Here is a 20,350-nt window from a genome sequence, read left to right on the forward strand (position 1 = left end):
GATCAGCAGATCCTACGGCAGATCAGACCTACCAGCCCCGCTCTGCGAGTCGGTGTGGCTGCGGGATGTCGTCGACGTTGATGCCGACCATCGCCTCGCCCAGGCCTCGCGAGACCTTGGCCAGCACATCCGGATCGTCGTGGAACGTGGTCGCCTGCACGATCGCGGCGGCCCGCTGTTGCGGGTTGCCCGACTTGAAGATGCCCGAACCGACGAACACGCCCTCGGCGCCGAGCTGCATCATCATCGCGGCGTCTGCCGGAGTGGCGATACCGCCCGCGGTGAACAGCGTGACCGGGAGCTTTCCGGCCTCGGCGACCTCCACGACGAGGTCGTACGGTGCCTGGAGTTCCTTTGCCGCGACGAACAATTCGTCCTTCGGGAGCGATGTGAGCCGGCGGATCTCGTCGCGGATCTTGCGCATGTGGGTCGTCGCGTTCGACACGTCGCCGGTACCCGCCTCGCCCTTGCTGCGGATCATCGCCGCACCTTCGGTGATCCGTCGCAGTGCCTCACCGAGATTGGTGGCGCCACAGACGAAAGGCACCGTGAACTGCCACTTGTCGATGTGGTTGGCGTAGTCGGCCGGAGTCAGCACCTCGGATTCGTCGACATAGTCGACGCCGAGGCTCTGCAGGATCTGGGCCTCCACGAAATGGCCGATCCGGGCCTTGGCCATCACCGGGATGGAGACCTTCGAGATGATGCCGTCGATCATGTCCGGGTCGCTCATCCGCGACACGCCGCCCTGCGCGCGGATGTCGGCGGGCACGCGCTCGAGGGCCATGACCGCCACCGCGCCGGCGTCCTCGGCGATCTGTGCCTGCTCCGGCGTGACGACGTCCATGATGACGCCACCCTTGAGCATCTCGGCCATGCCGCGCTTCACCCGGGCCGTACCCTGCCCGACGGTCGGTGCCGGATCTCGAAGTCCGTTGCCGGCGGTGCCGTCGTGGGTGTTCGGGGCGTCCGGTCCGGGAGTGTTCCCTGACTGGAATTGACTCACTGTGATGTCTCCTGATGTCGTCATTCCGGCACTGCGTGCCGGGTCCGCATGACGCGGTTGCCCCACAAGTCTAGGCGAGTCGTACGACGGCGGTCATCGTCGGTCGCCCATCAGCCCTGGTGCAGCCGCCTACGCTCCGCGGCCGGACTCAGCCGCCGCTGCTGGGGGTGACGCGTTCGATGATCTCGAAGTACTGCGGCAGCTCCGCGGTACCGCCGAGGTGTAGCCAACGGACGAGTCGACGTTCGGCCAGGTTGCGGGTGTCACGCACGGCGTCGTTGTAGAACCGTCGCGCCATCATCACCCGGGTCTCGGAATCGGCCAACTCGACGACGAGTCCCTGCGGCCTGGTCTGCGTATCGGTCTGGGCGAGGAGGGCCGACACCCGGTTCTCCGACTGTTCCCGGGCGTGGACCGGGGCATGCTCGGCATGATCGGCTGCGGCCGCCAACGCTTGGCCGGCGGTCCGGATCTCCTCGTCGTAGCTGACGACCATCCCGGACGCGATCGCCCGTGCCACCACCGCACGACGCGCCAGGGCAGCGTCGAGTGCCTGGCGGGCCAGATCCACACGGACGTTGAGCCGGTCGAGACGATTCGCTGTCTGGAATGCCCATCCGCCCGCCAGGACGACGAGCAGGATGATCACCCCGATCACGAGAATCGTGAGGCCCGATATCGTCATCTGCCCACCTCCTTCAATCGGACACGACGACCGGCCCGGTGCCGACCGTCACTGTGTCGTAGACGCGCAGGATCTGGTCGGCGACCCGCGACCAGTCGTACCGATCGGCCCGTCGCCTGCCTGCTCTCACCAGTTCTGCCCTGGCCTCACCGTCCCCGAGTAGTTCCCGGACCGCGCCGCTCAGCGCTTCCGGTGATCCGGTCGGCACCAGGCGTCCGGCGCGACCGTCGTCGAGGACGCGCCGGAACGCGTTCAGGTCACTGGCCACCACCGCGGCGCCCGCGGCCATCGCCTCGACGAGCACGATGCCGAAGCTCTCTCCGCCGAGGTTGGGCGCGCAGTAGACATCCGCCGAACGCAGCGCCCGCGCCTTCGTCGCGTCGTCGACCTGGCCCAGGAAGACGAGATGTGACGCCAGGGTCCCGGCGCGGCGGCGCAGGGCACGCTCGCTGCCGCCACCGACGATCAGCACCCGCACGTCGGGGAACTCCGCCACGATCGACGGAAGTGCCCGCATCAGGATGTCGATGCCCTTACGCGGTTCGTCGTAGCGTCCGAGGAACAGGATCGTGTGGCCCGGCCACGGATAGCCGTCCAGCGGCTGCGCGTCGGCGAACCCGCCCACGTCGATCCCGTTGGGGATCTCCACCGCATCGGAGCCCAGCGACTCCATCTGCCAGCGCCGCGCGAGTTCGGAGACGGCGATCTTGCCCGAGATCCGCTCGTGGTAGGGCCGGAGGATGCCCTGGAAGACGCTCAGCCACATCGAGCGCGTGGTGGAGGTGTGGAAGGTCGTCACGATCGGGCCGGAAGCCACCATCAGCGACAACATCGAGATGCTCGGCGCGTTCGGTTCGTGTACGTGCAGGACGTCGAAGCCGCTCTCGTCGACCCAGTTTCGCAGGCGCAGATAGCCTTTCGGGCTGAAGCTCACCCGCGAGACCGACCCGTTGTAGGGGATCGCCAGCGCGGGGCCTGCCGAGACCACGTAGTCGGGCAGCTGCGTCTCGTCGGCCGCCGGCGCCAGCACGCTGACCTCGTGTCCACGGCCGATGAACACCTGTGCGAGTTCGACGACGTGCGCCTGCACGCCGCCGGGGACGTCGAAGGAGTAGGGGCAGACCATCCCGATCCTCATCGGCCCGAATCCTCGATCGTCGAGCCGTCCTCGATGCGCGCGCGCCGCTCCGACGACCAGTCGGCCTCCCACAACGGCTGCAGCATGTGCCAGTCCTGGGGGTGGGCGGCGATGTTCTTCTCGAACACGTTCGCCAGCGCCTGCGTCGCCGGTCCTACCCCGCCGGACACGTCGATCGGCGTCCCGCACGAGATCATCGAGGTGGGCGCCTCGGTGAACCAGTGGTGGACCGGCACCAGCGCCGCGCCGGTCTCGATGGCCAGCTTCGCCGAACCGGCAGGCATCCGTGTGGTCTCGCCGAAGAAGGTCACCGGCACGCCGTGCCGGGCCAGGTCCCGTTCGCCGAGCAGACAGACGACGCCACCCGCACGCAGTCTCTCGGCGAGCCGCGCGAACGGCGGTTCTTCGCCGCCGCTGAGCGGAAAGATCTCGAAGCCCAGGGATTCCCGGTACTCGACGAACCGGTTGAACAGCGATTCCGGCTCGAGACGCTCCGCGACCGTCGCGAAGTGTCCACGATTCTGCACGAGCCAGACACCGGCCATGTCCCAGTTGCCCGTGTGCGGTAGGGCCAGGATCACGCCCTTCCCGGCATCCAACGCAGTGTCGAGGACGACCTGGTCGGGCGCCGGAACCGTCACCGTCGCCGCTGTCGCGGCGAGATCCTGGACCGGCAACCGGAACGCCTCACACCAGTACCGGGCATAGGAACGCACCGCGGCCGCGACGAGGTCGTCGGGCACCTCCTCCGGCGTGGTGCCGACCACCCGGGCGAGATTCCGGCGCAGCTGCGCGGGCCCACCCTTACGACGACCGGCGAATTCACCGGCCTTGTCGAACAGGCCGCGCGCCACCGACTCCGGCGCATGGCGCACGGCGGCCCAGCCGGCCGCGTACCCCAGGTCGGCCATCGCGCCCGTGACCGAGCTCATCGGGCCCTCTCCCCCGTCACCATGTGTGTCAGTGTGCCCCGGCCTCGGGTTGCTTGCCCGCCGCGGGCGGCTCGTCTTCGTCGGCGCTCGAGGTGGACAGCGGGATCAGATCCCGGGCGCCCGGCGACTTGTAGATCGACCACATGCGCTGGCCGACGGTGATGACCGACAGCACCGCGAGCCCCCAGACCGCCACGTGCACAGCCCAATCCAGCCCGAGGCCGGTGAGGCCCGTGCCCACGAGCACGATGATCAGACGGTCGGGACGCTCGATCCATCCACCGTCGCCGTAGAGGCCGCTCGCCTCCGCGCGCGCCTTCGCGTAAGAGATGACCTGTGAGGTCACCAGACAGATCAACGTGGCGATCAGCAACAGTTGGTGTGGTTCGGTCACCGCACACCACCACGCCAGTCCGGCGAAGATCGCTCCGTCGGCGACGCGGTCACAGGTGGCGTCGAGCACCGCACCGAACCTGGTCCCGCCACCACGGGCCCGCGCCATCGCTCCGTCGAGCATGTCGAACATCACGAAGAGCCAGATCACCAGCGTGCCGATGAAGAGATGGCCCATCGGGAACAGCGTGAGGGCCGCCGCGATCGTCGCCGCAGTGCCGATCAGGGTCATGATGTCCGGACTGAGGCCGGTGCGGAGCAATGCGCGACCGAGCGGCAACGTCACCTTGGAGACCGAGGCACGGCCCCGGATGCTCAACATGTGACCGCTCCTTTCGTCCTCCGCCCGACCGCGATCGGCGCTGCCGGTGTCACGGCTGGTCCAGCCATGCGTCGGCGAGCAGCGACCGGGTGTCGCGCAGCAACTGTGGCATGACTTTCGTCTCCCCGACAACCGTGATGAAGTTCGCGTCGCCGATCCATCGCGGGACGATGTGCTGGTGAAGGTGCTCGGCGAGCGAACCGCCTGCGGCGTAACCGAGGTTGAGGCCGACGTTGAACGCATTCGGGTTCGACACCGACTTGATGGTGCGGATCATCCGCTGCGTGAACGACATCAGTTCGTCGGACTCCTGGGCGGTCAGATCCTCGAGGTCGGCCACCTGGCGATAGGGGACGATCATGGTGTGGCCCGGGTTGTACGGGTAGAGATTGAGGACCGCATAGACAGCCGCACCACGCGCCACCATCAATCCGTCTTCGTCGGACATGAGTGGGATGTCGAGAAACGGATGCCCGGTCGACGCTGCTGCCGGTGGCGGGTCGGACGTGATGTAGGTCATCCGATGCGGGCTCCACAAGCGCTGCAAGCGATCAGGATCCCCGGTTCCGCAGTCACGGATCTCGCGGTCGCCGTCGGTGCCTGCCTGCTCAGCCATCGGCAGCGTCCGATCCGCCTGCGCCGAGGTCGATGGTCTCCGCCGACGGTGAGTCGTTGCGACGCCCGGACACCCACGCCGCGATGAGATCGACGGCGGCGGCCACGGGCACCCCGTTGACCTGGGAGCCGTCCCGGAACCTGAAGCTCACGGCATCGGCACTCACGTCGCGCTCTCCGGCGAGGAGCATGAACGGCACCTTGGCCGTCGTGTGGTTGCGGATCTTCTTCTGCATCCGGTCGTCGGAGTGATCGACCTCGGCGCGTATCCCTCTCGTGCGCAGCTCATCGATCACGGCCTGCAGATGGTCGGCGAAGGCCTCCGCGACCGGGATCCCGACGACCTGCACCGGTGACAGCCATGCCGGGAACGCTCCCGCGTAGTGCTCGGTGAGCACTCCGAAGAACCGCTCGATCGAGCCGAAAAGCGCCCGGTGGATCATGACGGGGCGGTGCTTGGCGCCGTCGGAACCGGTGTATTCCATCTCGAACCGGTCCGGCAGCATCAGATCGACCTGGATCGTCGACATCTGCCACGTCCGCCCGATGGCGTCGCGGGCCTGCACGGAGATCTTCGGCGCGTAGAACGCGGCGCCGCCCGGATCGTCCACGAGATCGAGTCCAAAGCTCGACGCGGCCTCGCGCAGCACCTCGGTGGCCTCGTCCCACGCCTCGTCGGAGCCGATCGACTTGTCCGGGTTCCGCGTCGACAGCTCGAGGTAGAAGTCGTCGAGTCCGTAGTCGCGGAGCAGGTCGAGCACGAACTGCAGCAGAGATCGGACCTCTGCACCCATCTGCTCACGGGTGCAGTAGATGTGGGCGTCGTCCTGGGTGAAGCCGCGCGCTCGGGTCAGGCCGTGGACCACGCCGGACTTCTCGTAGCGATACACGGTGCCGAACTCGAACAACCGCAGGGGCAGTTCGCGATACGAACGTCCGCGCGAGTTGAAGATCAGGTTGTGCATCGGGCAGTTCATCGGCTTCAGGTAGTAGTCGATGGCCGGACGCCGAACGGCGCCCTCGGCATCGACCTCCTCGTCGAGCTGCATCGGCGGGTACATGCCGTCGGCATACCAGTCGAGGTGACCCGACTTCTTGAACAGATCACCCTTGGTCGCGTGCGGCGTGTAGACGAACTCGTAACCGGCCTGCGAGTGCCGTAGTCGCGAATAGTCCTCGAGTTCCTTGCGGATGATCCCGCCCTTGGGGTGGAACACGGGCAGACCCGACCCGATCTCGTCGGGGAAGCTGAACAGATCGAGTTCGGAGCCCAGTCGTCGATGATCGCGTTTCTCGGCCTCGGCGAGCATCGCGAGATGCGCGTCCTGCGCCTCCGCCGACTCCCAGGCGGTGCCGTAGATCCGCTGCAGGTCGGCGTTGGCCTGATCGCCCCGCCAGTAGGCCGCGGAGCTGCGGGTCAGCTTGAACGCCGAGATGTACTTGGTCGTCGGTACGTGCGGACCGCGACACAGGTCGCACCAGATCCGTTCGCCGGTACGCGGATTGAGGTTGTCGTACGCGGTCAGCTCGCCGCCACCGACCTCCATGACCTCGGCGTCGTCGGCGGCACCCTTGTCGTCGATGAGTTCGAGCTTGTACGGCTCGGCAGCCAGTTCGGCGCGCGCCTCGTCCTTCGACGCGTAGACGCGACGGGAGAACCGCTGCCCCGACTTGACGATCTGCTTCATCTTCTTCTCGAGGGCGGTGATGTCCTCGGGGGTGAAGGGCTCGGCGACGTCGAAGTCGTAGTAGAAGCCGTCCTTGATGGGCGGACCGATACCGAGCTTGGCGTCGGGGAACAGCTCCTGCACGGCCTGCGCGAGCACGTGCGCGCAGGAATGCCGGATCACGCTGCGACCGGCCTCGGTGTTCGCGGCGACGGGCTCGACGTCGGTGTCGAGCTCCGGAGTCCAGGAGAGGTCACGCAGCTGCCCCGCCGGGTCGCGGACCACGACGACCGCCTCCGGCCCCTTGTTGGGCAGGTCGTGGTCGCGGAGCGCCGTACCCGCGGTGGTCCCGGCCGGCACACGGATGGTGGCGGGGGCGGTCACCTGGAGATCGTCGGGCACGAGGACGCTCCTCAGCAGTCAGAACACGATGGACGTGTCGAGGCGGTTTGGTTGCGCCTCTGATCGTATCTGCGCCTGTTCGGCGACCCGCATCCGCCGACCCGTTCGGCGCGGCGTACCCGTCTCGTCAGGAGAGGATGGGACTCGCGAGCCACGAGGCGTCGATGTTCACCCATCCGGCGACCATCCCGATCGCGCCCAACAGCCACAGGGTGACCACGACGATCGCCGCGGTGCCCAACCACGCGCCCGCCTGGACCGACCAGTGTTGCCGTTTCATCCAGTCCATCCAGGCGTCGTACTTGCCCCGCGCGAAGGTCAGCACCCGGTGCGCCCATGCGAACTCCGAGGCCAGGATGCCCAGGCCGAGGAACACGATCAGCCAGCCGGGACCCGGGTACGGGATCGTGACGACGCCGCACACCAAGACCAGCGTGCCGACCACGCCGACCGCGATGCGGTACGCGAGATGCAATCTCGGATTCCGGCGGATGAGGTACCGCCGCTGGCGGCCCCAGAGCCGCAACCGCTTCCAGGCCGACATAATCCCCACTCCGTCACCGCTCTGACCGAATTCGCCCGCTCAGCCTACGCGACGGACCACAGCTGCCCGACTGTGCGACGGGAGTCCGACATGATGGCAGATTTCACTTGACTGCCACTCAAATACATGGTTGAGTGACAGTCAAATGAAAACGACACGCACCTACATCCAGTCCGGCCGCGCCGACGGCAAAGTCGCCACGCGCGCCCGAATCCTCGCTGCCGCACAAGACCTCTTCCTCGAGAAGGCCTTCGAGGAGGTCACGCTCGCGTCGATCGCCAAGGCCGCCGGGGTGTCGCATCAGACCGTGCTCAACCATTTCGAGTCCAAAGCCGGCGTGGTGCTCGGCGTCACGGAGCTGATCGCCGAACAGACCTTCGAGGTTCGCTACCAAGCCCGCCCAGGAGACGTCGTAGGTGCCATCGAGGCGCTCGTGCGCCACTACGAACAGATCGGCGACGCCAACGTCCGGTGGGCCATCTCAGCAGATCGCTTCCCCGAGTTGGCCGCCCAGATGGACATCGCGAGGGCCGGCCACCGGACGTGGTTGGAGGCGATGTTCGACGACAGGCTGCCCGCGGACCCGGAACGACGGGAACCCGTTCTGGACGCGCTGCACGCGGCCACCGACGTCTACGTCTGGAAGCTGCTCCGACGAGATCTGCGGCGAACCCGCGCCGAGACCGAGAAGACCATGGCCGACCTCGTGGCCGGCGTACTGGAAGGCATCGCATCATGAACGCTCACACCTATCTGTTCGCACTCGTCGACGGGGGCGGCACGGTGCCGCCCGAACTGGGCGCAGCCCGCCGCCTCGTGGAACGCGGCCATCGCGTGACGGTCCTCGCCGAGGACTCGATGGCAGCCGACGTCGAGGCCAGCGGCGCAACCTTCGTCCGGTGGACCGCGGCACCCAACCGCGCGTCGCGTCGGCCCGAGGACGATCCCTACCGGGACTGGGAGTGCACCAACCCGCTCGAGCTGTTCGGTCGACTCCTCGACAGCCAATTCGCCGGGCCCGCCGCGGACTACGCGCGCGACATGTCGGATGCCATCGACGATGTGCAGCCGGACCTGGCGGTCTGTTCCTTCTTCGCCATCGGCGCGATGGTGGCAGCACAGGCGCGGGGCGTCCCGTTCGATGTGCCTTTTCCCAACACGTATCTGCTTCCCGCCGACGGCATGCCGCCCATCGGACTGGGACTTCGTCCCGCACACGGTCCGCTCACCCGGTTCCGCGATCGAGTGGTCCGGCGGTTGACTCTGCGGCAATGGGACAAGGGCGTCCCGATGCTGAACTCGGTGCGGGCGTCATACGGTCTCCCACCGGTGCGGCAGTTCTTCGATCAGGTCCACCTCGCCCGTAAACACCTCGTCCTCAGTTCCGCCGAGTTCGACTTCCCCGCACAGCTGCCATCTCACGTCCGCTACGTCGGAGCCGTTCTGGACGATCCGGCCTGGACCCGGTCGGCGCCGTGGACACCCCCGCCCGGCGACGCACCACTTGTCCTGGTGGCACTCTCGTCGACGTTCCAGGATCAGGTCGACTGCCTGCAGCGCGTCATCGATGCGCTGGCCGAGCTGCCGGTTCGCGGTTATGTCACCACCGGCCCCGCCGTCGAACCCGGCGCTGTGCACGCGCCGGACAACGTCACCGTCGTCGAAGCGGCCCCGCACTCGCAGGTCCTGCAACACGCGAGCGTGGTCATCACCCACGCCGGCCACGGCACGGTCTGCCGGGCCCTCGCCGCAGGTGTACCCGTCCTCGCGCTCCCCCATGGCCGCGACCAGGCGGACAATGCTGTCCGCGTCACCACCCGAGGTGCCGGAATCACGTTGTCCCGCAAGGCAAAAACAACCAAGATAGCCGACGCGACACAGCGACTGCTCGACGATTCCGGATATGCCGAAGCCGCTGCACGGCTCGGCACGATCATCCGACGTGATGCGGAGGCCGGGACGCTGGTCGCAGAACTCGAGGACGGCACCCCGTTTCGTCACCTCGCCACCGACGGCGAGCACCTGATCACCCCGACCGCGAGCTGATCGGGCGCACCCGCCGAAGCCCGCGTGCACGCGCTCGGGAAGCCGTATCGTCGGGACCGTGCAGGAAACGTCGTATGCACGGTGCGGCGACATCAGCCTGGCGTACCGCGTGATCGGCGACGGGCCCATCGACCTTGTCTTCGTGGGCCCCATGGTGACCCACCTCGAGCTGTTCTGGACCCTGCCCGAGTTCAAGGCGTTCTTCGACCAGCTTGCGACGTTCGGTCGTGTCCTCATGTTCGACAAGGCAGGTGTCGGATTGTCCGATCCACTGCCCCGGGTACGCACCCTGGACGACCGGGCACGCGAGATCGAGTCGGTGATGGACGCCGCCGGCTTCGACTCGGCCGCGATGCTGGGGATGAGCGAGGGTGGCCCGCAGGCGATCTTCTTTGCAGCGCAGCGGCCCGACCGCGTCCGGGCGTTGATCCTGTACGGATCGTTCGCCTTTCTCGCGGGCGCGGACTGGGAGGCCCTGGACGGCGAACCGGACGAGATCCGGGCACGCATGCAACTCGAACTGGGTCCCGAGTTCACGCCGACCGTCGAGAAGGTCGTCGGTCTCCAGGAGCTCACGCATGCGACCCGTTCGGATTGGGGCAGCGGCGCTGCCGCCAAGTGCATGTTCCCGTCGATCAGATCGATACGCCAGCTCGCGATGGTCGAACGTATGTGTGCGAGTCCGGGGATGGCACGCGCGACGCTGTACTCGAACCTCGCGATCGACGTCCGTCCGATCCTGCCGTCACTGCACACACCCACCCTGGTGATCCATGCGCGAGACGAGACGATCCCGCTCGAATGTGGTCGCTACCTGGCCGCCCACATCCCGGGAGCCGCGTTGCTCGAGGTGGACGGGGTCGACCACGCGCCGTGGTCCACCGAACCCGACCGGATCCTGACGGCGATCGAAGAGTTCCTCACGGGCAGCCACGCCGCTCCCGCGCAGTCACATCGCGCGCTGCGCACGGTCCTGTTCACCGATATCGTCGCCTCCACGCGGCGCGCCGAGGCCGCGGGCGATGAGCGCTGGCGCGCGGTGCTGCACCGCTTCGGCGAGATGACATCGGATCTCACCCACCGATTCGACGGCACGGTCGTCAAGAGCACCGGCGACGGATATCTCGTCACCTTCAGCGGACCGACGCAGGCCATCCGTTGCGCCGAGGCGCTGCGCCGCGACATCGAGGCACTGGGGGTCGAGATACGCGCCGGGATACACGCGGGCGAGTGCGAGCTCATGGGCAACGACATCGGCGGGATCGCGGTGCACATCGCGGCACGGATACTGGGGCAGGCCGGTGCCGGGGACATCCTCGTGTCGCGCACGGTCCGTGACCTCGTAGTGGGCTCGGGTATCGGTTTCACAGACCGCGGCGCGGTCGAACTCCGTGGCGTGTCCGGCAGTTGGCAGCTACTGGCGGTCGACCGAGACGGCGCACGGGCGGGATCGGCCGAGGCGCGACTCGCACAGTCGCCCACCCCGGGCCGGCGTGCCACCATGCGCCGAACGGATCGTGCGGTGGAGGTGATGGCCCGGCGAACTCCATGGCTGCTTCGAGGAGTAGCCCGCCTGTCTCCCACCGCCGACCACGATTGACAGTCGACGTACCGACGAGAACTTCGGAAGGATGATCCCGCACAGCGACGGAACGCGAACGCGCTGAACAGAAGTCGCTCTGATCGAGGTGGTCCCGGCTGGGATCGAACCAGCGACCTTCCCGGTGTGAACGGGACGCTCTTCCACTGAGCCACGGGACCGCGCTCGGCGCGCTCGGCGCCGGTGCACGAGGAGGAAGATTACACGGGTTGGTACGCGGAACCCAAATCCCCACCCGGTGATCGTGTCGCCACGTTTCTCCGTCGTGACACGACGCGCTGACCAGGCGATTTGGCGAGGCGCCGAGTGGTCCGATAGTGTTCTGCTTCGCGTCGAGAGCAACAAAAGATCCACAAGATCAGCTCCCGACCATGCGGATGTAGCGCAGCTGGTAGCGCATCACCTTGCCAAGGTGAGGGTCGCGGGTTCGAATCCCGTCATCCGCTCGGCGAGCGAGTCCTCTCGCAATTGGCGGTGTGGCCGAGTGGTGAGGCAACGGCCTGCAAAGCCGTGCACACGGGTTCGATTCCCGTCGCCGCCTCCAAGAAACACCAACTTCATAGTCTCGCGCGATTAGCTCAGTGGGAGAGCGCTTCCCTGACACGGAAGAGGTCACTGGTTCAATCCCAGTATCGCGCACCAAAGTTTACGCAGGTCAGCCCCGGTTTTTGCCGGGGCTAGCTTCGTTTCAGCAGTGAGTCCACGGATCGAACCCCACAACCAGACTGCTCGATTGTCACTCTGAGCCCCAGAAATACCAGGATTGATCAACAGGACATCGAAGGGATGCGGGGTCCGATGCACGGGCAGGTTTGAGAAACGGCCTGCAGTTGTGGCGGAACGTTCGACACTCGTCGGTGCGTGGCGAGCGAGTCTGCCTCAAAGGGCGGTCACGGATGGACGTCGCGTTTGTTCAGCCAGATCTGCGGATCGATCTTCTTGCCGCCCTTGTCCCAGACCTCGTAGTGCAGGTGGGGGCCGGTGGACTCGCCGCGGTTGCCGACGGTGCCGATCTGCTGGCCTGCGTGTACCTGCTGGCCTGCACGCACGAAGCTTTGGTCGACATGTCCGAAGACGCCGGTGGTGCCGTCGTCCTGACGGACCCGGATCCACTGGCCGAAGCCCGATGCCGGGCCGGACTCGAGGACGACCCCGTCGGTCACCGCGTAAACGGGAGTCCCGATCTTGTTGGCGATGTCGACGCCGTTGTGGCTGGCGCCCCAGCGTGGGCCGAACCCCGAGGTGACGGTGCCGCTGGCCGGCGCGACTGCGCGACCCGGCCCGGGCACGAGCATGTGCGGGGGAAGGATGTCGCGCGCCAGGTCATGCAGCTGCGGCGGAAGTGTCAGGTTCGCCGGCAGGGCGGGGTTCTGCGGAGCGGGCTGCGCCATTGCGTGAGCTGCGCCGCCGACGCTCAGGCCGATGGCGCCGACAAAGGCCGCCACCGCGGTGGCCTTCATCTTGGCGGTCCGGGAGCTGCGGACGGCTGCGCGATGCCGGCCCTGCTGCTCGGCGCGCCGCGGATTGTCGGTCAGGATGTCGGCGACGGGCGGCGTCGAGGTCTGGGCGTTCAATTGGTGTCGTAGCACGTTCAGGTCCGTTCGTTTGATAACAGTGCGGTATCGGCAAGGACACGGCGAGGTTACTCACTGAGCCCTGAACGAAGCCTGATAAAGCGGGCCGGGGGTGATAGGAGTCATCGTCGACACCGGGCGCGACGGGTGTCACGATCCCGATGAAAGAGCAGGTGGGGGCTTGATCGATACTCCCGCGCATGACCGCATTCGGAGCGCGAGCCCCTCGCTCGTCTGTGTGGGAAACGGGCTGTCGGAGGCCGGCTTCCACGTGGCGACAGTTCAGCGATTCAGGGATGCTGTCCGGCGTCGGCCGCGGGGTTGCGGGTGCCGCACGGTATCTGCACGGGCGTGATGGGCCGCCGCTGCATCGGACCGCTGGGGTGGCGCTTCGGCGGATCAGCACCCGGCGGATCAGCACCCCTACCCTGAGGTGATGAGGCAGATTGTCGCCATCGAGGAGGTCGCATCGTGAGCTTTCAGGTCCCGGGTCCGTCACATTCCAAACTCGAGGAACTCAATGCGCTCACGCGGCCGCACGGTTTTCACGTCACCATGCCGGGGCCGTCCGCGCGTGTGGAGATCGGCGGCGTCGTGCACCAACTGACGACTCCCGACCGGTTCCGGCTCGTCGTCGCCGCCGATGCGTCGCCCTACACCGACCCGGACACCGGCGCAGACATGTTCACCGAGGAGCGCATTCGCGATCTCATCGCGCGCTGGACGAAATCGATTTAGCCCCTGCGAGGGCCGCGACGCGACATCGTGACGACGACCGTCGTGTCAGGGGCGGACGCGCAGCGCTGTGGCCAGGGTGGGCCACGCGCGATGGAGATCCCGGTTCCAGTACCCCCACGAGTGCAAGCCGGCCCGGAAGTCATAGGTCGCGTGGACACCCGCGCGCTCGGCCTGCCTCCGGAAGCTCACCGTGCACTGGAGGACGACGCCTTCGAGGATGCCGCCCACCGGTGACGCCATCCCTGCCAACCCCAGAGATGGATCGGGAAGGCCGTTCCCGACCGCGACGTAGATGGGCTTCCCCCGGAGCGCGGAAACATTGGCGGCCGGGTCGTGCGCCGCCCAATCGGTGCCACCGAGCGGCCCCCACATGTTGTCGGGGTTCCCGCCCCGCGTGGCCACCGTCGCCGCCGTCGCCTGACGGAGTTCGACGCTCCCCTGGTCGAGACAGCCGCTGAATGCGGCAACGCCCGAATACAGTTCGGGATTGCGGACGGCCAGTGACATCGCGCCCAGGGCGCCCATGGAAAGTCCGCCGATCGCGTTCACCCCGTTACCGTGAAAGCGGGAATCGAGGAGAGGCGGCAGTTCCTCGGTCAAGAAGGTCTCCCAACGGTTCAGTCCGAGGACCGGATCCCGTGTCGCCCAGTCGGTGTAATACGAACCGGTCCCCCCGATGGGCAGCACGACGTTGACATTCTTGTCGGCCATGAATCGGGCGACATCGGTCTGATATGTCCACCCACTCTCGGTGTATTTCGTGTACACCCCTGCGTCGATGCCATCGAGGAGGTACAGCGTGGGTCGTGGTTTCCCGCGGTCCCTCGGTAGCAACACCGTGACGCTGATCGGCCGCCGCATCGCGGCCGAGTACACCGTCACCGTCGCGTGCGTCGGCGACGTCATGGCGACGGCGACGAGCCGCGCCCCGGGCGCGGCTCGAGTCGAGACCTCTGGCACCGCTTCTGCCGGTGAGACTCCCACCAGAGAGGCCGCGATCGCGGTCCACAGAGCACTGCACATGGCGACAGGTTTCCACCACATGGCGGTTCCTCATTTCCCCCGGCCCACCGACATTCCCCCTCAACCTGCGCCGGCCACGGACCCCCGATGTGAACGATGACTGCCCAGAACGGACCGCATCGGTACAGGTTGACTGCGACAAGTGAATCACGACCGCCCGATCCTCGGGTGCCTATTGCGTCAGCCACGACTGTCTGCGGCCACGGAAGCGTCGTCCATCGACACAGGCCGCGAATCCCCCGCGCCGCAAGTCATCTGGTCGGACTACAAAGGCCTCGTCCCCCACTGCCCATGGCTACACTCCGAGACCATGAGAACCCGCATGATCGCAGGACTGGCGACGATGGCTGCCGCGGGCGCTCTCGTCGCGGTCGTCCCAGGCGCCGCAGACGCGAGCACCCCGGCCATCGGCCACCGTTGCGGCGCCTCGGAGGCCGGCAATCTGCGCTACACGGTGAAGAAGCAACCCACCGTCTGCGCCTACCTCGGCTCCGGCGGATACAAATGGGTGCGGACCGCCGCGGTCGACCCGACGGTGCGTACACCGGGATCCGCATGCTCCGGCCAGTACCCGGTGGCGCGGACACCGCGGGGCAAGGCCGTCATGTGCTCCGGCGGCCGGTGGGTCGTCGGGCCGTAGCGGTCGAAGGGTGTCCGCGTCGACGATCACCCCGACGCGGACACCGGTTCACTCCCTCGGCTACGAGACGAAATGGCGGGGATTGGCCACCCGGAGGCGGGCGAACACCGCCGCCGACATCGCTCGCCGAATACCTGCCGTGGTCGGATCGACGGTTCCTGCCCGGATCTCCTGGGCGAGCGTCACCTCGTCGGCGACGCCGGCCTCACCCAAGGCCTGCGCCACTGTGGCGTGATCGGCGCTGCTGCCGATCTCGCGGTCGACCATGCCGAGAAGATTCAGGCAGATCTTCAGCAGGTACTTCTCACGTCCCCGGTCGGGCGGCAGCGCGCCGAGCACATCGGTGCGCAGCGCCTCGGACACCAGGTCGACGATCTCGGTCAGCGCAGGCCGGTCGTGCACCGTGCTGGTCCGAGTTTCGACGGCCACGTCGTGAACACTCTCGTCGAGCAAACCGAGCGCGAGCAACAGGTCGTACTCGGATTCACAGACCCGACGGCCCACGGCCGCGAGCTCCAGCGAATGCTCGGCACCGCTGAGGTGCCGGTAGGCCTGAAATCGGCTGAGCACCAACCATCGAAGCGTCCCGAAGACCTCCCACCAATGCAGCTCGGCGGCGTCGGGGCGGTCACCGGTGACGTCGCCGTAACCGTCCAGCAGATCTTCCCGTGAGCCGATCCCGGCGACCGGCGCTCGTTGGCCGAAGCGCCAGGCGCGCACGCACAGCCATCCGAGGTCCTCGATCGGGTCGCCGAGGTGCGCCAGTTCCCAATCCAGCACCCCCCGGATGCCCGAGTCGTCGATCAGAAGATTTCCCATGCGAAAGTCACCGTGCACCAAGGTGTTCGGCCGACGGACGGGCCGGTGCTCGCGCAGCCAACGCAGCCCGGTCTCGACCGCGGGCCGCGGCTCGTCGACGTCGCGGTAGATCGACTCGATGAGGTCGACCGGGTCGGGATCGTCGAGCATGTCGAGCGTGTCGGTGGGAGTGCGGTGGATGAGTCCCAGTACCCGTCCCATGTCCCGAGCGAGGTGCCCGCGCACCGCGGCGAACGCGTCGTCGCGCTGGATCTTCCGGGCGATCGCCTCGCCCTCGACCATGTCGGTCACGAGGAAGGGCGCGTCGATACCCGGGGCATCGTCACCCGAGGCGATCAGCGTCGGGACCGGAACGCCGGCTTCCGCGGCCGCCCGCAGACAGGCGGCCTCGGCTCGCATCCGTGCCGGTTCACCATGACCGGGCGGGTCGCGCCGCAACACGACTGTGCGTTCGCCGGCATCGGTCTGCGCCCGCGCTGCCCAGGTCTCACGACTGGCGCCACCGGTGAGTCGGCGCACCTCGTCGACGACGATCTCACCCCCGGTGGAGTCGGTCAGTACTTTCGCGATCCCGGCGCCGAGTGCTTGGTCGCTGTCGGTCATCGTCGTGGTCACCGCCACGGCGCGGCATCGGGGTCGCGGAGCAACCGTCGCGCGGTGGACATCCGGTGGACCTCGTCGGGGCCGTCGTAGACGCGTGCGTATCGGGCATGCCGGTACATCCGTTCCAGCGGGGTGTCGGCGGTCAGGCCGAGAGCACCGTGCACCTGGATCGACCGGTCGATCACATTGTGGAGCATCCGTGCGCCCCAGAACTTGATCAGGCCGATCTGGACCCGCGCATCGTCACCGGTGTCCATCACCCGGGCGGCGTCGAGGGTCATCAGCCGGGCCGCCTGGATCTCGGCCGCCGACTCCGAGACGTAGCGGTGGATCTCGCCCTTCTCCGCGAGCAACGAGCCGTGGACGTAGCGCGAATTGGCACGCTCACACATGAGTTCGTAGGCGCGCTGGGCCTGGCCGAGCCAGCGCATGCAATGGAAGATCCGACCGGGCCCGAGCCGGTCCTGCGCGATCACGAAGCCCTTGCCCCGCTCGCCGAGAAGGCTCTCCTTCGGCACCCGGACGTCGGTCAGACGGACCTCGAAATGGTCACTCGGATCATGCCCCATGGTCGGAATCGCGCGGACGATCTCGAATCCCGGGGTGTCGGTGGGCACGATGATCGAGCTGATCCGCGAATGCCGCGGAACCGACTCGTCCTCGGTTCGCGCGAACACCGAGCAATAGGCCGCGTGGTTGACACCGGTGGTGAACCACTTGTGGCCGTTGATCACCCAGGTGTCGCCGTCGAGTTCGGCCCTGGTGTTGATCAGCGTCGGATCGGATCCGGCCACCTCGGGTTCGGTCAGGCCGACGGACGGGAACACGTCACCGGCGACCATCCCGGGGATCCATCGACGCTGTTGCTCCTCGGTACCGTGCTTGTGCAGCATGATGGTGTCCTGCATGGTGACCGAACCGACCGCGAGCTGGCCGAATTCCGAGCGTCCGATGATCTCGTTGAGATAGACGAAGTCCATGAACGGCACGCCACCGCCGCCCACCTCCGCGGGGTGGCCGAGCGCCCACAGGCCGAGGTCCTTGGCGCGGGAGCGCAATTCGTCGAGCACCTTGGCCGAGACATCGTCTTCGCCGAGCAGCTCGTGCTCGCGGGGTATCACCTCGTCATCGATGAATGCGCGCATACGGGCGCACAGTCGGGCGAGATCGTCGCCGGGTGCAGAGGTCGCCGGATCGGTCATCGTGGTCACTTTCTGATGGGGGCCGGTCATCGTGTCCCGGCCGCACGGTCTCGGGCCACCATGGCACGCAACGGGGCGATGTGGGCGGAATCGACGTATTCATCTATACGGCAAATCATCTCGTCGGTGACGTCGACGAACAAGGCCGCCGGGATGGACAGCTCGGTGCCGTCGTCGAGGACACCGGTCAGCACGTGCTGCTGCACGAACCCTGAGTCATGGACGATGCGGCGGACGTCGCGGTATCGGAGTCGGGCGACTGTCCGCGACAGCCAGCCGAGCACTCGCAGATTCTGGTCGACGGTCTGTGCGGACCGATCCTCGTTGTGCCAGATCATCGCGTCGTCGGTGTACATCGCGCGGAGCGTCGCCGTGTCCCCGGCCTCGATCGCCGCAAAGAAGCGATCTGCGAGCTCGTCGATCGTCATCGCTGTCTCCGTTCCTCACGGCCGCCCTTCGGCGACCGACCCGTGTTCTCAGTCGTCGATACCCAATGCCCCGAGGCACATCTGGTCGAGAGTGTCGAGCAGCTTCGTCTCGTCCGCGTCTTCGCCCTGGACGAGCCACAGGTAGAGGCTGTGATCGACCATCGCGGCCATCGCACGCGCTGCCATGGTGGGATCGATGCCGGCGCGGGCCCGACCCTCGTCTTGCCACCGCGAGATCGCGGCGGCGGTGCGCTCGATCCATTGCGCCCGGTGCTGGTGACGCAACTCTCGGAAGTCGGAGTTGAAGGTCGCGACCTGTTCGACGATCGCCATCATGCGCGAGTTCCGTCGATAGGCCTGGTAATAGGCGCGATTGGATGCGATCAGCCGCTCGGCAGGGGTCCGGCCGGGGGCCACCGGTTCGCGCAGGTGTACATCGTTGAACAGCCGCGTACTCAGTTCGCGGAAGATGTCTTCCTTGGATTCGAAGTACCGGTAGAAGGTGCCGTAGGAGACCTCGGCCTCCTGTGCGATCAACTCCACCCGGGCGTCGAGGAAACCCACACGCTCGAAGACCCGCGTGGCAGCGTCGAGCAGCGCATCACGTGTCGCCCTCCCCGCGGCGACAGCGAATCCACATCTGCTGTCGGGGTGTTGACAGATGACTTCGCCACGTTCGAGACTCTCCAAGAAGATGACATGACAGTCAAGTCATGTTCGGGAAGGAGCTCCATGTCGACCACGAACCCCAAGTTCGAACTGCGCGGCATCAATCACCTGGCGTTGGTGTGTGCCGACATGCGCCGGACGATCGACTTCTACTCGGGCGTGCTCGGCATGCCCTTGGTCAAGACCCTCGATCTGCCTGCCGGGCTCGGACAACATTTCTTCTTCGACTGCGGTGGCGGCAACACCGTCGCGTTCTTCTGGCTCGCGGACTCGCCGGATGCCGCCCCCGGCATCGCCGCCCCCAAAGGACGGCCGGACGAGGGCGAACTCGCCAGTGCCGTCGGTTCCATGAACCATGTCGCATTCGCCGTCCCGCCGGAACAGTTCGACGAGTACCGGTCCCGCCTCGAAGCCGAGGGCGTGGCGGTCAGCCCCGTCCTCAATCACGACGACAGCCCGGCCGGGGTCTCCCGCCACGTCCACCCGGGCACTTTCGTCCGATCGTTCTATTTCCAGGATCCCGATGGAGTCTTGCTGGAGTTTGCCTGCTGGACAAGAGAATTCACCGATGCAGACGTAGCTCACGAACCCAAGACGGCGGCCGACCGCCACGTTCACGCCGCCAACTGACCTGTACAGCCCCGAAAGGAACCCGATGCCACGCCTGCCCGAGGTCCGTCGCGCCGACGTCACCGACGAGAAGATCCTCTTCTTCTACGACCACCTGTTCGGAAAGGACCGGGACCCGGCGGTCGACCACGGCACCATTCACGCGACACCGGGCGACTGGTGGACGGTCTTCGCCCAGTCCCCCGAGGTGTTCCGTCACGCGGTGCGCGGATTTGCCCTGTACCGCAACGCGACTCTCGATCCGTTGCTGCGCGAGCTGGGTCAGGGCCGGGCCGGGTATGCGCGCGGGAGCCAGTTCGTGTTTTCCCAGCACTGCAAACAGATGCGATCGCTGGGGATGCCGGAGGAGAAGATCGCGGCCATCCCCGCGTGGCAGGTCAGCGAACTGTTCTCGCCGCTCGAGCGGGCAGTCCTGGCCTACACCGACGCGTTGGTCCTGGACGGGGGCCGAGTGCCGGACGGGGTCTTCGAGGTCCTCACCGAACACCTCCCGTCGGATCAGATCCTCCAGTTGACCTACATCACGGCGATGTACGACATGCACGCGACGATGAGCAAAGCCCTGAAACTCGAGTTCGACAACGTCCCGGAGCGGATCACCGAGGTGCAGGTCCCCGAGGGAGTGGAGGTGGCCGACCTGTCGGCCGATCTGGCGGGCGAGTGAGGGCCCGAAC

General features: G+C 67.0%; 21 protein-coding genes and 4 tRNA genes. 10 read left to right on the plus strand and 15 right to left on the minus strand.

The window, feature by feature from the left end:
- Nucleotides 1–28: 28 nt before the first annotated feature.
- The 8 genes from pdxS to GTV32_RS05285 all read right to left on the minus strand — a co-directional run bounded on the left by pdxS (nucleotide 29) and on the right by GTV32_RS05285 (nucleotide 7,704).
- On the minus strand, nucleotides 29–1,006 hold the full coding sequence (gene pdxS / locus GTV32_RS05250) for a pyridoxal 5'-phosphate synthase lyase subunit PdxS (RefSeq protein ID WP_161059230.1): 978 nt from the start codon (nucleotides 1,004–1,006) through the stop codon (nucleotides 29–31).
- Nucleotides 1,007–1,154: 148 nt separating this feature from the next.
- Nucleotides 1,155–1,691 carry a LemA family protein gene (locus GTV32_RS05255; RefSeq protein ID WP_161059231.1) on the minus strand — a complete coding sequence of 179 codons (537 nt, stop codon included), beginning with the start codon at nucleotides 1,689–1,691 and terminating at the stop codon, nucleotides 1,155–1,157.
- A gap of 13 nt (nucleotides 1,692–1,704) precedes the next feature.
- The gene (locus tag GTV32_RS05260; protein WP_161059232.1) at nucleotides 1,705–2,829 is read right to left on the minus strand and encodes a glycosyltransferase family 4 protein; all 1,125 of its coding nucleotides are present in this window, start codon (nucleotides 2,827–2,829) and stop codon (nucleotides 1,705–1,707) included.
- Nucleotides 2,826–3,761, minus strand: a complete 936-nt coding sequence (locus tag GTV32_RS05265) for a phosphatidylinositol mannoside acyltransferase (RefSeq protein ID WP_161059233.1) — start codon at nucleotides 3,759–3,761, stop codon at nucleotides 2,826–2,828. Before GTV32_RS05265 ends, GTV32_RS05260 begins: the two co-directional genes overlap by 4 nt.
- Nucleotides 3,762–3,789: 28 nt before the next feature.
- Nucleotides 3,790–4,476 carry a phosphatidylinositol phosphate synthase gene (pgsA, locus tag GTV32_RS05270; RefSeq protein WP_161059234.1) on the minus strand — a complete coding sequence of 229 codons (687 nt, stop codon included), beginning with the start codon at nucleotides 4,474–4,476 and terminating at the stop codon, nucleotides 3,790–3,792.
- A gap of 49 nt (nucleotides 4,477–4,525) precedes the next feature.
- The gene (locus GTV32_RS05275) at nucleotides 4,526–5,092 is read right to left on the minus strand and encodes an HIT domain-containing protein (protein ID WP_161059235.1); all 567 of its coding nucleotides are present in this window, start codon (nucleotides 5,090–5,092) and stop codon (nucleotides 4,526–4,528) included.
- Entirely contained in the window at nucleotides 5,085–7,160 is a 2,076-nt protein-coding gene (gene thrS, locus GTV32_RS05280) for a threonine--tRNA ligase (RefSeq protein ID WP_161059236.1), read from the minus strand. The genes GTV32_RS05275 and thrS overlap by 8 nt, the downstream gene beginning before the upstream one ends.
- 127 nt (nucleotides 7,161–7,287) lie before the next feature.
- A complete protein-coding gene (locus tag GTV32_RS05285) occupies nucleotides 7,288–7,704 on the minus strand; it encodes a TIGR02611 family protein (RefSeq protein WP_161059237.1) in 417 nt (138 codons plus the stop codon).
- A 145-nt stretch (nucleotides 7,705–7,849) separates the two neighbouring features.
- Between GTV32_RS05285 and GTV32_RS05290 the strand changes: the two genes are divergently transcribed.
- The 3 genes from GTV32_RS05290 to GTV32_RS05300 are packed head-to-tail and all read left to right on the plus strand — an operon-like array spanning nucleotide 7,850 to nucleotide 11,350.
- Nucleotides 7,850–8,443 (plus strand): TetR/AcrR family transcriptional regulator, encoded by a 594-nt coding sequence (locus GTV32_RS05290; RefSeq protein WP_161059238.1) that lies wholly within the window; start codon nucleotides 7,850–7,852, stop codon nucleotides 8,441–8,443.
- Complete coding sequence (locus GTV32_RS05295) at nucleotides 8,440–9,750, plus strand: glycosyltransferase (protein WP_161059239.1); 1,311 nt, start codon at nucleotides 8,440–8,442, stop codon at nucleotides 9,748–9,750. Before GTV32_RS05290 ends, GTV32_RS05295 begins: the two co-directional genes overlap by 4 nt.
- A 58-nt stretch (nucleotides 9,751–9,808) precedes the next feature.
- Nucleotides 9,809–11,350: an adenylate/guanylate cyclase domain-containing protein gene (locus GTV32_RS05300; RefSeq protein ID WP_161059240.1), complete on the plus strand. Its 1,542-nt coding sequence runs from the start codon at nucleotides 9,809–9,811 to the stop codon at nucleotides 11,348–11,350.
- Nucleotides 11,351–11,439: 89 nt separating this feature from the next.
- On the opposite strand, the gene GTV32_RS05305 is transcribed toward GTV32_RS05300, so the two are convergent.
- Nucleotides 11,440–11,511: transfer RNA gene (locus GTV32_RS05305), tRNA-Val, on the minus strand.
- A 212-nt stretch (nucleotides 11,512–11,723) separates the two neighbouring features.
- Between GTV32_RS05305 and GTV32_RS05310 the strand changes: the two genes are divergently transcribed.
- From GTV32_RS05310 to GTV32_RS05320, 3 genes are all read left to right on the plus strand, one after another.
- Nucleotides 11,724–11,796 (plus strand) — tRNA-Gly (locus GTV32_RS05310).
- 24 nt (nucleotides 11,797–11,820) lie between these two features.
- Nucleotides 11,821–11,894: transfer RNA gene (locus GTV32_RS05315), tRNA-Cys, on the plus strand.
- Nucleotides 11,895–11,917: 23 nt separating this feature from the next.
- Nucleotides 11,918–11,992, plus strand: a tRNA-Val gene (locus tag GTV32_RS05320).
- A 248-nt stretch (nucleotides 11,993–12,240) separates the two neighbouring features.
- On the opposite strand, the gene GTV32_RS05325 is transcribed toward GTV32_RS05320, so the two are convergent.
- Nucleotides 12,241–12,810: a M23 family metallopeptidase gene (locus GTV32_RS05325; protein ID WP_161062358.1), complete on the minus strand. Its 570-nt coding sequence runs from the start codon at nucleotides 12,808–12,810 to the stop codon at nucleotides 12,241–12,243.
- A 585-nt stretch (nucleotides 12,811–13,395) separates the two neighbouring features.
- Between GTV32_RS05325 and GTV32_RS05330 the strand changes: the two genes are divergently transcribed.
- Nucleotides 13,396–13,662 carry a hypothetical protein gene (locus GTV32_RS05330; RefSeq protein ID WP_161059241.1) on the plus strand — a complete coding sequence of 89 codons (267 nt, stop codon included), beginning with the start codon at nucleotides 13,396–13,398 and terminating at the stop codon, nucleotides 13,660–13,662.
- 45 nt (nucleotides 13,663–13,707) lie between these two features.
- Here GTV32_RS05330 and GTV32_RS05335 read toward each other — a convergent pair whose 3' ends face one another.
- Nucleotides 13,708–14,706, minus strand: a complete 999-nt coding sequence (locus GTV32_RS05335) for an alpha/beta hydrolase family protein (protein WP_161059242.1) — start codon at nucleotides 14,704–14,706, stop codon at nucleotides 13,708–13,710.
- A gap of 289 nt (nucleotides 14,707–14,995) precedes the next feature.
- Here GTV32_RS05335 and GTV32_RS05340 point away from each other — a divergent pair, with 289 nt between their 5' ends.
- Nucleotides 14,996–15,325: a hypothetical protein gene (locus tag GTV32_RS05340; RefSeq protein ID WP_161059243.1), complete on the plus strand. Its 330-nt coding sequence runs from the start codon at nucleotides 14,996–14,998 to the stop codon at nucleotides 15,323–15,325.
- Nucleotides 15,326–15,385: 60 nt separating this feature from the next.
- Here GTV32_RS05340 and GTV32_RS05345 read toward each other — a convergent pair whose 3' ends face one another.
- Genes GTV32_RS05345 through GTV32_RS05360 form a run of 4 tightly spaced genes read right to left on the minus strand, consistent with a single transcriptional unit; the run spans nucleotide 15,386 to nucleotide 19,067 of the window.
- The gene (locus GTV32_RS05345) at nucleotides 15,386–16,747 is read right to left on the minus strand and encodes a phosphotransferase family protein (protein WP_161059244.1); all 1,362 of its coding nucleotides are present in this window, start codon (nucleotides 16,745–16,747) and stop codon (nucleotides 15,386–15,388) included.
- Between the two features lie 8 nt (nucleotides 16,748–16,755).
- Entirely contained in the window at nucleotides 16,756–17,949 is a 1,194-nt protein-coding gene (locus GTV32_RS05350; RefSeq protein ID WP_161059245.1) for an acyl-CoA dehydrogenase family protein, read from the minus strand.
- Nucleotides 17,950–17,975: 26 nt separating this feature from the next.
- Entirely contained in the window at nucleotides 17,976–18,377 is a 402-nt protein-coding gene (locus GTV32_RS05355) for a nuclear transport factor 2 family protein (RefSeq protein WP_161059246.1), read from the minus strand.
- A gap of 48 nt (nucleotides 18,378–18,425) precedes the next feature.
- The gene (locus tag GTV32_RS05360; protein ID WP_237421484.1) at nucleotides 18,426–19,067 is read right to left on the minus strand and encodes a TetR/AcrR family transcriptional regulator; all 642 of its coding nucleotides are present in this window, start codon (nucleotides 19,065–19,067) and stop codon (nucleotides 18,426–18,428) included.
- A gap of 42 nt (nucleotides 19,068–19,109) precedes the next feature.
- Between GTV32_RS05360 and GTV32_RS05365 the strand changes: the two genes are divergently transcribed.
- A complete protein-coding gene (locus GTV32_RS05365) occupies nucleotides 19,110–19,676 on the plus strand; it encodes a VOC family protein (RefSeq protein WP_161059247.1) in 567 nt (188 codons plus the stop codon).
- A gap of 25 nt (nucleotides 19,677–19,701) precedes the next feature.
- Nucleotides 19,702–20,340 carry a carboxymuconolactone decarboxylase family protein gene (locus tag GTV32_RS05370; RefSeq protein WP_161059248.1) on the plus strand — a complete coding sequence of 213 codons (639 nt, stop codon included), beginning with the start codon at nucleotides 19,702–19,704 and terminating at the stop codon, nucleotides 20,338–20,340.
- Nucleotides 20,341–20,350 lie beyond the last annotated feature (10 nt).

The organism is Gordonia sp. SID5947, from assembly GCF_009862785.1.
Classification (GTDB): Bacteria; Actinomycetota; Actinomycetes; order Mycobacteriales; family Mycobacteriaceae; genus Gordonia.